The following is a 13,220-nucleotide window of genomic DNA, read 5'->3' as shown; positions in this document are numbered from 1 at the left end:
GCAAAAAAAAACCGATCTCTATGACCGGTTTTTTCAATCTTGCTGTTAACTGGTTTTATTCAGTGGCATCGTCAATAAATGCCCATAGGTCGGCATAACCTTCTATACGCATCCAAGTTGGTGTGCCTGCACCGTGTCCCGCTCGTGTTTCAACGCGAAGTAGTACTGGCTTGTCACAACCTTGGTCGTGTTGTAAAGCTGCGGCAAATTTATAGCTGTGCCAAGGTACAACGCGATCATCGTGATCACCTGTGGTCACAAGCGTTGCTGGATAGCAGGTTCCTGGCTTAGTGTTATGAACTGGTGAATAAGCCAGCAAGGCGGCAAATTCACCTGGGTTTTCACTCAAACCATAATCCGACGACCACCCTCGCGCATTTGCACTTGCCGTGTGGTAACGCATCATATCCAATACCCCAACTGCCGGCAGTGCTGCGGCAAATAAATCAGGGCGTTGCGTAAGAGTTGCACCAACTAACAAACCGCCGTTGCTACCACCTTGGATAGCGAGTTTTTCTGGGCGAGTATACTTGTGAGCAATCAGGTACTCTGCGGCAGCAATAAAATCGTCAAACACGTTTTGCTTTTGTAACTTAGTACCAGCTACGTGCCATTCTTGGCCATACTCGCCACCGCCACGTAAGTTCGGGATTGCTAATACGTGGCCTTTTTCAATCCATGCCATACGCGTTACAGAATATCCCGGAGTGAGTGACACATTAAAACCACCGTAACCGTACAACAATGTTTTGTTGTTGCCGTCTAACTTGATGTCTTTTTTGTGTACTAAGAACATGGGGATTTTAGTGCCGTCTTTACTCGGATAAAACACTTGTTCCGTGACGAACTGTGAAAAATCTACTGGCACGTCAACAGATTGATACAGTTCACTTTCACCAGTCTTTAAGTCGTACTTATATAAAGTGCCAGGGTTGGTGAAACTACTAATACGGTAGAAAGTCACCGGGCTGTCTTCGTCACCATAAAAACCACTAATTGTGCCTATTTCATCAATTGGCAAAGTGCTTTCATGCTTGCCATCTAAGCCGTGGATTTCAATCACTGACTGAACATCTTTAAGGTACTGAAGGAACAACTTACCACCCAATAAGCTTACGCCATCAAGGGTTTCGGCGCGCGCTGCAACCACTTCTGTTACTTTATTGGAGGCCAGGTCAAAGCTAATTAATTTACCGGTAGCGGCATTTTCTGTACTGGTGAAATACAGGGTGTCATCAACTTGGTCTACATACCCATAGTTTCCGTCCCAGTCAGCAAAAACAGGTTGTAACTCGGCGTTATCATCAAGCGACAAACGGTAAATCGCATTCGCTTCATAACCGTGGAACACAGAAATAAGAATGTCTTTGCCATCATTAATAACAACCGGATACGGATTCCATTCTGGCTTGTCGACAAACCCAAAAATACGTTTGTCTTGCGTTTGATCGTCACCTAATTTATGGAAATAAATTGCCACGGGTTGGCTGTCATCCCACTCACCCGCTTCGTTTTTCGGATAACGGCTGTAAAAGAAGCCCGTTTCATCAGGCAACCAAGAGACTCCCGTGAATTTAACACCGGCTAGCGTATCGGTAAGGTCAGATTTGTCGCTAACGTTGCGAACATGAATGGTATTCCAGTCACTGCCGCCATCAGATTTTTGATAAGCGATCAAATTCGCTTTGGGGCTAACTTCATACCCTGCCAACGACACCGTTCCGTCTTCACTAAAGGTATTCGGGTCGATCAGTACTTCCGCCTCTCCCTCTAGCGAGGTTTTTGTATAAAGTACGTATTGGTTTTGAAGCCCGTTGTTATGAGAATAGAAATAGCGCCCTTCAATATAATACGGCACCGAGTATTTTTCGTAGTCCCACAACTCAGTAATTCTGTTTTTGTAAGCCTCGCGAGTAGGTAACTTTTCAAGATAAGGGCGAGACAAGGTATTTTGCTCAGCAACCCAATCTTTAACCTCTTGATTGTCCATATCTTCTAGCCAACGATAAGGGTCGGCCACGTCGGTTCCATGGTAGTTGTCGAATTGCTCTACCGTTTTCGTCATTGGATAACTCATTTGTGCTGCCACTTCTGCGGCGGGTGCATCATCTTGAGCCGGTTTAGAACACCCGGTTACCGCGAGTGCGGTAACCAGTAGGCTCATTGCTTGTATCGATTTATTCATATTTTGTCGCTATTGTCGTTGTTATGATTGTGCGTCTGTTGTGAGAGTCACAGCAGGTTTAGCGGGTTTTCGGAAAAGCCCCTTAATGTCATCTAAAATCATGTACATGGCGGGTACAAGTAGCAAGGTAATAACGGTGGCAAACAAAATGCCAAACGCTAAAGAAATTGCCATTGGGATCACCACTTGAGCCTGCAAACTGCGTTCAAAAACAATTGGCATCAAGCCCATAAAGGTTGTTAGTGAAGTAAGTACTATAGCGCGGAAACGCTGTGTACCAGCATTGACCGCCGCATCAATAATACGATGCCCCTCTTCTCTAGCGCGGTTAACAAAGTCAACCATGATCAGACTATCGTTAACCACAACGCCTGACAAGGCTATGATGCCGCAAATCGATAGTACACTTACCGCATGCCCTAATACCAAATGGCCTACAATCGCGCCAACGATACCAAATGGGATCACAAACATAATCAATATAGGCTGGCTGTAAGAGCGCAGAGGTACGGCTAAAAGCGCATAAATAGAGAACAAAGCAAATAACAAGCCCATCGCAAGCGACAACAATGCATCTTGCTGTTCTTTAGAGTTCCCTTGCAAGGCGAAATGCACGTTCGGGTAGCGTTCTAATAAATCAGGAATTACCGACGTAATTATATTCATCGTAAGCTTACCTGGTTCTACGTTGTCTTTATCCACTTTTGCAGTGATCGTCACCGAGCGACTGCCATCCACGCGGATAATTGAGTCAAACCCTTTACCAAGTTTCAACTCGCCCACTTCTTCAAAAGGTACGTCATCACCGCTAGGGGTACGAACACGCATATTTTCAAGGTGGCCCACAGAAGAACGCTGCTCTTTGGGGTAACGAACCATGACTTTTACTTCTTCGTCATCACGCTGAACTCGTTGTACTTCAGCGCCGTAAAAGCCGTACCGCACTTGCTGACCAAGATCTTGCAAAGTAATCCCCAGAGCTTCTGCTTGAGGTTTTAACGCTAACTGAATTTCATCACTGCCGCCGGCAAACGTGTCATTAATGTCATAAACACCTTCATACGTGCTGAGCTTTTCTTTGATCTCAGTAGCAATAGCTTTTAACTCGTTAATATCGTGTGAGCTAAACTCAAAACTCAGATCTGCACCACTTCCGAAACCACCGGGCGCACCAATCTCTAGTGTTTTTACACCTGCAATTTCTGGCATTTCATCACGCCATGCCTGGTGAATTTGCACGTCGGTTAAATCGCGTGCTTCGGCTTTGGTTAATTCAACAAAGACTTGTCCACCCGTACCGCCGTTGTCAAAGGCAATAACGTGTTTTACCACACCTACTCCGCTTTCACTCTCCTGCTTTTTCTCCATTCGCTCCAAGCTGTCTAATAAGGTCTGAATTGCTTGGTCTCGTTGTGCAATAGAAGAACCCGGCTGTAATTCAACCGTTGCATTCATAAAGTCATTTGGAATAGTTGGAAAGAAAACAAAGCGCACAAAACCGCCACTGAACAAGCCTATGGTCAATATCAACATACCGATAAACGCACTCAGCGTGGTGTATCTATGCTTAATACACTTGCGTAACGCTGGGTCATAATAATTAGCGATAAAGGATTTAATCCCTTCACTAAAGTAATCGCGGAATCGTTGTAACGCATTGGCTTTAGAGGGGTCGTAGGGCTTCATGCTCATATGTGCTAAATGGGCAGGAAGGATGAGTTTCGATTCGATCAGAGAAAACACCAAGCAGACAATGACCACCATGCCGATGGTTTTCCATATCACGCCGAATGGGCCTGACACCATTAACATGGGAGAAAATGCAGCGATGGTTGTCAAAACCCCAAAGGTAGCGGGCATTGCTACCTTCTTCACACCGGCAATGACGTTCTCGGTACTGTGCCCTTTTTTGTCTATCTCGGAATAAGCAGATTCGCCCATGATGATAGCGTCATCCACCACAATTCCCAACACGAGAATAAAGGCAAACAAACTTAACATGTTGATAGTCACGCCAATGCCATCGGCTGGTAACACCAAAAGCGTGCCAAGGAAACACACTGGTAACCCAACAATAACCCAAAACGCGAGCTTAATTTTCAAGAACAATGACAATACCAAGAAAACTAGCAAGGCTCCCCAAAACATGTTTTCCAACATCATGTTCAAACGGTCATTGAGGTAAAATGAACTGTCGCCCCACGTGTCAGCTTGAATGTTATCTGGGAAATCTTTACCCGCTTTGACCAAGAAAGCGTTAACAGACTTTGATATTTCCAATGCATTTTGATCACCCACTGCGCGTACCCGAATACTCACTGAAGGTTTGCCGTCAAAAGTCGCAAATGGATTGTCTTCAACAAAACCGTCGTCAATCAACGCAATGTCACCGAGTAGCAAACGCGTACCATCTTCACGCGTTAGTAACACCACTTGCGCAAACTCCCAGCCGGTGTAAGCCTGCCCTTTCGTGCGCAATAAAATATCGCCGTTATCGCTTTTAATAGAACCGCCCGGTAAATCGATAGAAGAACGACGTACTGCGTTTACTACATCTGAAAAGGTAAGGTCGTATTTCTGCAATACATATTCGGATACTTCGACTGATATTTCGTAATTGCGATCGCCCACCACTTGCACGCTGGAAATCCCAGACAAATTCGCAATGTCGTCGCGCAAACCTTTGGCAAACTCTTTTAATTCACGTTCAGACGCATCGCCATACACACTGACCCACAACACGTCTTGCTGAAACTTTTGTCGATAAACTACGGGTTTTTCGGTGTTACCGGGGAAGCTTGGAATAGCATCAACCTGCACTTTCACTTCATCTAGCAGGTTTTGGATATCGTAATCCTCCTCTGCTTCTATGGTCACGGTTCCCATCCCTTCAGAAGCCCGAGAAGTGATTTGTTTTATCCCTTCTAGATCTTTAATTGCCTCTTCCACTTTGAGAATAACGCCCTGCTCAACCTCTTGAGGCGCCGCTCCAAGATAAGGAACCCGAACGCTGATGTAATTGACTTCGATATTGGGAAACACTTGTTTTTGAATGGAGAGTGCTCCCCAAATACCGCCCACAATCAAAATCCACATAAACAAGTTTGCCGCGACATTATTGCGAGCAAACCAAGCAATCATGCCTGTTTGTGTATCAATAGGTCTCATTATTCTGTCTCGGCTTGTTCGTTAGAAGCTAATGCGGGCTTTTCGCTTTTCGGAGTTTCGCCCAACAGTCGCACCTTCATGCCATCAAAAGGATTCGGCACGGCACTGACCACCACTTTGTCAGTGGGTTTAATTCCGCTTCCAATGTATACATTGTCAACCTCTGAACGCACCACATTCACAGGGCGGATAGCCAGTTCGTTGTCTGGTGTGACAACGAGTACAGAGTTATCTAAGCGCAGTAAGTTGCGCGGTAACACCAATAATGATTCAGACTGGGTACCGCTGATCTCGGCTTGCACAAACTGGCCAAAACGGAGAATAGGGCCATTGGCGTCACCGTTGCGCTGATAAGGGTCATCAATTTCTGCCACAGCGTAAATTAAACGGTTAGACGCATTGAGTACCCCTTCAGTGCGTACCAGCTTTCCATACCAGGTTTGCGGCTTGCCGCCAACGCGAGCCGACACGGCTACGCGGTTACCTGAAGCCACGCCTTTATTAAGGTCAATGAAAGATAAATCGTTGTCGGTTAACGGCAAACGCACTTCAGCCACTTGTGTAGAATACACTTCACCAATTGTGCTTCCTACACTGATGTATTGACCTAAATCGATATCTCGAGAAACCACAATGCCGTTGTATGGGGCGCGAATTTCAGTGCGTTTTAAATTGCGTTTTGCTCTAGCGAGTTTCGCTTGGGCTGCTTTAACATTAGCTTGTTCTTTCGCTAACTGGGGCTTGCGTAAACCCAGTTCAGGGGGAACCACAGACTTCACCGAACGCCATTCATTTTCAGCCACCTTACCGCGTGCAATTTCTTCTTGCAGCGCAGCTTCCGCTTGGGCTAATTCAGCTTCGGCGAGCATGACATCAGTTTGATAATCGTCTTGCTCTAGGGTAACCAGTACGTCGCCCTGCTTGAACATGCCGCCTTCTTCGAAAATGGGTGCCACGGCAACAACCGTTCCGCCCACCTGAGCCGAAATCACGGTTTGATGTTTAGGCAACACATTACCTTGTGATTGCACGGTAAATTCAACGTCTTCTAATGACATAGGTTTTGCATCAACCAAAAATGCCTTTTCTTCGATAGGCTTTCTCTCTGGTGGTTTTTTCGACATTATCATAATGCCGGCAGCGACAATACAGGCAACCAATATAATGAGTGGTGCCATTGACTTGATCAAACTAGAGTTCTTCATTCCCGTCCCTCTGAGAGCGTGGTGGTTTGCAGCAACATTGCGAAGCGGCAAAAATTTATTTTTGTTATTGCTGTTAAGTCTATCCAGTTTTACGGAGTACCGCTTGTGATAGATTGTTAAATTTTATTACTGAATGTAACAGTCTTATAAGCCACGTCTTATCAGCTTGTTTTTTCGACGATAAAGTCACACATTTTCACCTTATCCGACTTGTCTTGGTCGTTTTTTGGGCGTAACGTATTTTTATTGACCCGACGTCATGTTGTTTTTCTTTCCCGCGGTTTGCTTTAAGGGAACCATAACACTCGTTTTATCGGGACGAATTCATATCAAAATATCACTGCCTCAATGACCAGGAGCTGACGATGAGTCTAAAAAAGCAATATCTAAAATCTAAACCCGTATGCAAAGTCACGTTCAAGTTAAGTGCTGAAGAAGCAAAAAGTGCAGAGTCAGCCAAATTAATTGGTGACTTTAATGATTGGAGTGTAGACGTAGAGCCTATGAAAAAGCTTAAAAATGGCGATTTCACTCAAACTATCGCACTTGAAAAAGATAAGGCTTATGAATTCCGCTATTTACTCGACGATGAAGCATGGGAAAATGACTGGAGTGCAGACAGCTATGTCCCCTCTCCTGTGAGTATGGAAGATAATTCAGTCGTTGCGGTATAGAAAGCAGCCTTTGCGACAACGCACAAAAAAGCCCTGAAAATAGTCAGGGCTTTTTAGTCTTTATAGCAATAGTGTTATTGCAGTGCCGCTTCTAGCTCAGGCAACACATCAAACAAATCGCCCACCAAGCCATAATCAGCCACTTGGAAAATTGGCGCTTCTTCGTCTTTGTTAATTGCTACGATAACCTTAGAGTCTTTCATACCGGCTAAATGTTGAATAGCACCGGAAATCCCCACCGCAATATACAATTGAGGCGCAACAATTTTACCAGTTTGACCAACCTGCATATCATTGGGCACAAAGCCAGCGTCAACCGCAGCACGAGATGCACCAATTGCAGCACCTAATTTGTCGGCAATACCTTCCAACAAACTGAAGTTCTCACCGTTTTGCATACCGCGACCTCCTGAAATGATCACGTCTGCGGCAGTGAGCTCTGGACGCTCAGACTCAGTCAACTGAGCAGAAACAAACGATGACGTTTCAGATGCAATCGCATCTGCCACTGTAACGACATCAGCACTCCCGCCTACTGGCGCTGCATCAAACGCCGCTGCACGTACAGTAATAACTTTGACTGTATCGTCAGACTGCACCGTGGCGATAGCGTTACCAGCATAAATAGGGCGAACAAAGGTGTTTTCGTTTTCTACATCGATAATGTCAGAAATTTGTGCCACGTCTAGCAAGGCTGCAACGCGCGGCATAAAGTTTTTACCTGTAGTGGTAGCAGCGGCTAGCACATGGGTTTTTCCTGCAGCTTGCGCCACCACTAACTCTGCGATGTTTTCCGCTAGTTGATGCTCATACGATTCGTTGTTAGCCAATAGTACTTGGCTCACGCCTTCAATTTCCGCTGCGGCTTGGGCAACCGACTCACAGCCGAAACCCGCCACTAAAACGGTAATGTCAGATGCCATTTTTTTGGCCGCTGAAACCAACTTAAGAGTTTCAGGCTTCAACTGCGTACTGTCATGCTCCGCGTAAATTAACACACTCATGAAATCACCTTCGCTTCGTTTTTAAGTTTAGCTACCAACTCGGCAACATCTGCTACCTTCACCCCACCTTGACGTTCAGCGGGTGGCGTTACTTTTACGACCTTCACCTTAGACACTAAATCGACACCAAAATCAGCGGCGGCTTTTACCGCTAACGGCTTGCGCTTCGCTTTCATAATATTAGGCAAAGAAGCATAACGAGGCTCATTTAAACGCAAATCTGTGGTAACCACTGCTGGTAACGTCAAACTCACGGTTTGCAAACCGCCATCTATTTCGCGTGTTACTGCCACTTTACCGTCGGCAATTGCAACTTCAGAAGCAAAGGTACCTTGTGGCATTCCGGTGAGTGCAGCGAGCATCTGGCCAGTTTGGTTGTTGTCTGAATCAATAGACTGTTTCCCCAAAATGACTAATTCAGGTTGCTCTTCTTCGACAACTTTACTAAGCAATTTTGCGATTTGCAGTGATTCTAAGCCAGTGTCATGTTCAATATGAATGCCACGATCAGCGCCGAGCGCCAGCGCCGTACGAATTTGTTCCTGACACGCCTTTTCACCAATAGAAACGACCACGATTTCCGAAGCCACACCCTTTTCTTTTAAGCGAACCGCTTCTTCTACTGCAATCTCACAGAATGGATTAATTGCCATTTTGGCATTGGTGAGATCAACACCCGATTCGTCAGGTTTTACGCGCACTTTTACGTTGTAATCAATTGCGCGTTTTACCGGTACGAGTATTTTCATAATTACCTCAATAACTCAATCACGAGCCAGTTATTACTCATCAATTAGTCTGCGACACATTAGTTATTGCACTATATTTAACAAAACCGCAATAATTCAAACACTTGTTTGAACCCTATACAACAAAGCCCGACAGACTATCCTTAAAAAACAATTATAGTGTGTTAATTGCGGAAAATACCCAAAAAACACGGCTAAAAGGCGACACTTTACGTTTACGTCAACAGCTCGACTCTACTTACTGTTGACGTAAACGTCAACCTGAATTACCTTTAGCTGCGACATATAATTTACATCTTATTGACAAGTATTAGTAATTTGTTTCTTCAATAGTTTTCCATAAAACAACTCAATAAGGAGCCGACCGTGGAAAGAGAATCGATGGAGTTTGACGTAGTCATCGTAGGTGCTGGACCGGCAGGATTATCGACCGCATGTCGCCTTGCTCAACTCGCGCAGGAGGCACAGCAAGAACTCATGATTTGCGTGGTTGAAAAAGGCTCCGAAGTGGGTGCGCATATATTGTCTGGTGCCGTTTTCGAAACCCGCGCACTTGACGAATTATTCCCCGATTGGAAAGACAGAAATGCACCATTGAACACCCCTGTTATTGGCGACGATATTTATTTTTTAAAAGACGATGTGGCGGGTACAAAAATTCCCGGTTATGCCACGCCAAAAACCATGCACAACGAAGGTAACTACATCGCCTCAATGGGCAACATGTGTCGCTGGTTAGCCGAGCAAGCGGAGCAACTCGGCGTAGAAATTTTCCCTGGCTTTGCCGCTGCAGACATTATTTATAACGAAGACGGCGACGTAGAGGGTGTGATCACCGGAGACATGGGCGTAGGTGCAAACGGTGAAGAAAAAGACGGTTTTATGCCGGGTATGGAATTAAAAGCAAAATACACAGTATTTGCCGAAGGATGCAGAGGACATTTGGGGAAACAACTCATTACCAAGTACTCACTCGATAAAACGGCTACGCCCCAACACTATGCAATTGGTTTTAAAGAAATTTGGGATATCCCTGCAGAACAACATCAAGAAGGCTTGGTGGTACATAGCGCTGGGTGGCCGCTTAACGAATCAAGTGGTGGCGGTTATTTATACCACGCTGAAAACAATCAGGTTTACGTGGGACTGATCGTCGATTTAAATTATGAAAACCCCAATTTAAGCCCTTTCGATGAATTTCAGCGCTTAAAACACCACCCCGTTTATAAACAATATTTAGAAAATGGAAAACGCGTAGCGTATGGCGCTCGTGCCATTGCCAAAGGTGGGTTTAATTCACTACCTAAAATGACTTTTCCCGGCGGTTTATTAGTAGGTTGTGAAGCGGGAACGTTAAATTTTGCCAAAATTAAAGGCAATCACGGGGCAATGAAATCAGGCATGCTGGCTGCCGAAAGTATTTTTGAAGCGCTTTCACAAGCAACCCAGCAAACGAAAGATTTAACTGCATTTACCGAGAATTTTAAAGCTTCGTGGCTGTACGACGAATTATATCGGTCACGTAACTTTGGGCCAGCATTGCATAAATTTGGTACATTTTTAGGTGGTGCCTTTAATACATTTGATCAAAATTTATGCAAAGGCAAACTCCCTATTACGTTAAAAGATGAAAGCCTTGATTACGACCAATTAATGCATATTTCTAAAGCGCGGCAAATAAACTACCCTAAACCTGATGGAAAATTGAGCTTTGATAAACTGTCATCAGTTTTTTTATCAAATACGAATCATGAAGAAGATCAACCTTGTCATTTAAAATTAAAAGACAATAACATTCCAATTACGGTCAACCTCGATATGTTTGATGAACCGGCCCAGCGCTATTGCCCTGCGGGAGTGTATGAAATAATTGCCGATGACAATAATCAACCTCAATTACAAATTAACGCACAAAACTGTATTCACTGTAAAACATGTGACATTAAAGACCCATCGCAAAATATTACATGGGACGTACCTGAGGGAGCAGGCGGGCCCAATTACCCAAATATGTAATCATTTACGATTAATTTAATTATAAAGCGGTTGAACTCCGCTTTTTTTTTACACTTTTATTAACTATTATATGTGGGAACTAATTGAAGTTTAATTTTACAAGGCGAATTAATGAGCGAATTCTTAGATATTTTCACTCATGGAAGAAGACTACAAGGTGCAGTAAAGGAATTATCTGTAGAAGAACTTGAAACCGTTGCAGATAAATTAGCAACGATTATAGAAAGAAGAAAAGAGCAAATATTACTAGACCAAAAACAAGCGGAAGAAAAAAAACTGAAGCTTGAAGCCATTAAAAAACAAATGGAAGAAGCGGGTTTAGACATTAGCGATTTACAAGAAGTAAGTGCTGAAAAACCAAAACGTAAAACAGGGCAAAAACGCCCAGTAAAATACAAAATCACCGTTGATGGTGAAGAGCACGCTTGGACCGGTATAGGCCGTATGCCTCGGGTCTTCAAAGATGTAGTAGATAGCGGAAAGTCACTAGAACAATACGCTATTTAATTTAAGAGCCTGGTTAAAACCGGGCTTTTTTCTTTTACTTGCCAAAAACAATGAATCACGAATTACATTTTCAAACATTCCTTCACGATGAAAAGTCCCCTTGGGTTGTATTAATTCACGGACTTTTTGGAAACTTAGATAACCTCGCGGCACTTCGGCGGCATCTCGAAAGCCAATTTAATGTGTTGGCTATCGACCTCCCCAATCACGGATTATCAAAATGGGTATCGTCTTTTTCGCTGCAAGATTGTGTTGAAAAAACCGATGCGTTATTAGCCCAACTACATATTGAAAGCGCATTTTTTGTCGGCCACTCTCTTGGCGGTAAAGTGGCTATGATGATGGCATTACAATTTCCGCACCGCGTAAAAAAACTGATTGTCGCTGATATCGCTCCTGTGAGTTACCCGCCTCATCATCAAGCTGTTTTCAAAGGTTTAAGCAATACTGATTTACATCAAGTTAAGTCTCGCTCAGATGCGGATAATCAATTACGTCAATTTGTAGAAGAACCTGGAACAAGGCAGTTTTTATTAAAAAGCTTGTATCAGGATGAACAAAAACAATGGCACTGGCGATTTAATTTTAAAGGTCTTGAACAAGACTACCACGCCATTGGAAATTGGCCGGAAATAAATACCCAATATCACGGTGATACGTTATTTATTAAAGGCGGTAAGTCCAACTACATTATGCCTGAGTATAAAGAAGCAATAACAAAGTACTTCCCCAACGCAAAAGCACACGTTGTGGAAGGCACAGGGCATTGGCTACACGCGGAAAAAGCGCCAGTGTTTAATAAAATTGTAGAACGCGCGCTAACAAAACCTTAATGAGAATTATTATTAAGAAAATAGGCCCAATCGCATAGTCCGACACGACCACTCTGTGATATAGTGCTCGGCGCTTTTAGTAGAGGTACACCATGCTGGCTGAAAACTATGAACAGATAGAAGCGATCGTATTCAATATAGCCATGATTGGGCTGTTTTGTTTGATGGGCTATGCCGTGCATGATGTGCTGAGTAAAAATAATGTCCCCAAAATGGGCAGGTTTGTTGCCTATGGCGTACTGTTTTTAGGCGCCGCAGGTTTTATTGCGAAAGGAATAATTCAGTTATTCTGGCAAAGCAATGGTATTGGTTAAAGATTTAAAATAGAGGTTATATATGGCAAGTGTTGGCCTTTTCTTCGGTAGCGACACTGGTAACACTGAACATGTTGCCAAAATGATTCAAAAAGAATTGGGTAAAAACCTGATTGCGGTGCACGACATTGCCAAGAGCAGTAAAGAAGACATCGCGGCTTTTGATCTACTTATTTTTGGTATTCCTACTTGGTATTACGGTGAAGCGCAGTGCGACTGGGATGACTTTTTCCCCGAGCTAGAAGACATCGATTTTACAGACAAGTTAGTCGCCATTTTCGGTTGTGGTGACCAAGAAGACTATGCAGAATATTTTCTTGATGCGATGGGTATGGTGCGCGACATCGTTGAAGCCCGCGGCGCAATTCTGGTTGGCCAGTGGTCAACAGAAGGTTACGACTTCGAAGCTTCAAAAGGCATGGCAGACGACAACCATTTTGTCGGTCTTGGTATTGATGAAGATCGTCAGCCAGAACTCACTGACAGCCGAGTTAAGGCATGGTGTGCACAGTTAAATGAAGAGCTTTGCCTCGCAGAACTAGCTTAAGCCTCGTTAACACTTACT

Annotated in this window: 11 protein-coding genes; 6 read left to right on the top strand and 5 right to left on the bottom strand. The window is 44.1% G+C overall.

The annotated features are described in order from the left end of the window. Positions 1–55 precede the first annotated feature (55 nt). From ACXAH6_RS10200 to ACXAH6_RS10190, 3 genes are read right to left on the bottom strand one after another with little or no spacing between them, the layout of a single operon-like run. Positions 56–2,185, bottom strand: a complete 2,130-nt coding sequence (locus ACXAH6_RS10200; protein ID WP_474876559.1) for a prolyl oligopeptidase family serine peptidase — start codon at positions 2,183–2,185, stop codon at positions 56–58. Positions 2,186–2,206: 21 nt separating this feature from the next. Beyond that, positions 2,207–5,353, bottom strand: a complete 3,147-nt coding sequence (locus tag ACXAH6_RS10195; RefSeq protein ID WP_474876558.1) for an efflux RND transporter permease subunit — start codon at positions 5,351–5,353, stop codon at positions 2,207–2,209. Beyond that, positions 5,353–6,558: an efflux RND transporter periplasmic adaptor subunit gene (locus tag ACXAH6_RS10190; RefSeq protein WP_474876557.1), complete on the bottom strand. Its 1,206-nt coding sequence runs from the start codon at positions 6,556–6,558 to the stop codon at positions 5,353–5,355. The genes ACXAH6_RS10195 and ACXAH6_RS10190 overlap by 1 nt, the downstream gene beginning before the upstream one ends. Positions 6,559–6,923: 365 nt before the next feature. Here ACXAH6_RS10190 and ACXAH6_RS10185 point away from each other — a divergent pair, with 365 nt between their 5' ends. Beyond that, a complete protein-coding gene (locus tag ACXAH6_RS10185; RefSeq protein ID WP_474876556.1) occupies positions 6,924–7,232 on the top strand; it encodes an isoamylase early set domain-containing protein in 309 nt (102 codons plus the stop codon). Between the two features lie 74 nt (positions 7,233–7,306). On the opposite strand, the gene ACXAH6_RS10180 is transcribed toward ACXAH6_RS10185, so the two are convergent. Both ACXAH6_RS10180 and ACXAH6_RS10175 read right to left on the bottom strand, forming a co-directional pair. Then, positions 7,307–8,236: an electron transfer flavoprotein subunit alpha/FixB family protein gene (locus ACXAH6_RS10180; RefSeq protein ID WP_474876555.1), complete on the bottom strand. Its 930-nt coding sequence runs from the start codon at positions 8,234–8,236 to the stop codon at positions 7,307–7,309. After that, entirely contained in the window at positions 8,233–8,985 is a 753-nt protein-coding gene (locus ACXAH6_RS10175; protein WP_474876554.1) for an electron transfer flavoprotein subunit beta/FixA family protein, read from the bottom strand. The genes ACXAH6_RS10180 and ACXAH6_RS10175 overlap by 4 nt, the downstream gene beginning before the upstream one ends. Positions 8,986–9,351: 366 nt before the next feature. Between ACXAH6_RS10175 and ACXAH6_RS10170 the strand changes: the two genes are divergently transcribed. The 5 genes from ACXAH6_RS10170 (at position 9,352) to fldA (ending at position 13,202) form a co-directional block, all read left to right on the top strand. Then, complete coding sequence (locus tag ACXAH6_RS10170) at positions 9,352–11,001, top strand: electron transfer flavoprotein-ubiquinone oxidoreductase (RefSeq protein ID WP_474876553.1); 1,650 nt, start codon at positions 9,352–9,354, stop codon at positions 10,999–11,001. Between the two features lie 111 nt (positions 11,002–11,112). After that, positions 11,113–11,508 carry an H-NS histone family protein gene (locus ACXAH6_RS10165; RefSeq protein WP_474876552.1) on the top strand — a complete coding sequence of 132 codons (396 nt, stop codon included), beginning with the start codon at positions 11,113–11,115 and terminating at the stop codon, positions 11,506–11,508. Between the two features lie 50 nt (positions 11,509–11,558). After that, on the top strand, positions 11,559–12,341 hold the full coding sequence (locus ACXAH6_RS10160) for an alpha/beta fold hydrolase (RefSeq protein WP_474876551.1): 783 nt from the start codon (positions 11,559–11,561) through the stop codon (positions 12,339–12,341). Between the two features lie 92 nt (positions 12,342–12,433). Next, a complete protein-coding gene (locus ACXAH6_RS10155) occupies positions 12,434–12,655 on the top strand; it encodes a DUF2788 domain-containing protein (RefSeq protein WP_474876550.1) in 222 nt (73 codons plus the stop codon). Between the two features lie 22 nt (positions 12,656–12,677). Then, positions 12,678–13,202 carry a flavodoxin FldA gene (gene fldA, locus ACXAH6_RS10150; protein ID WP_474876549.1) on the top strand — a complete coding sequence of 175 codons (525 nt, stop codon included), beginning with the start codon at positions 12,678–12,680 and terminating at the stop codon, positions 13,200–13,202. The last annotated feature ends 18 nt before the right edge of the window (positions 13,203–13,220 follow it).

The sequence above is a fragment of the Alteromonas sp. ABE4_545 genome (genome assembly GCF_056161325.1).
This window is presented reverse-complemented; position numbering and strand designations above follow the sequence as displayed.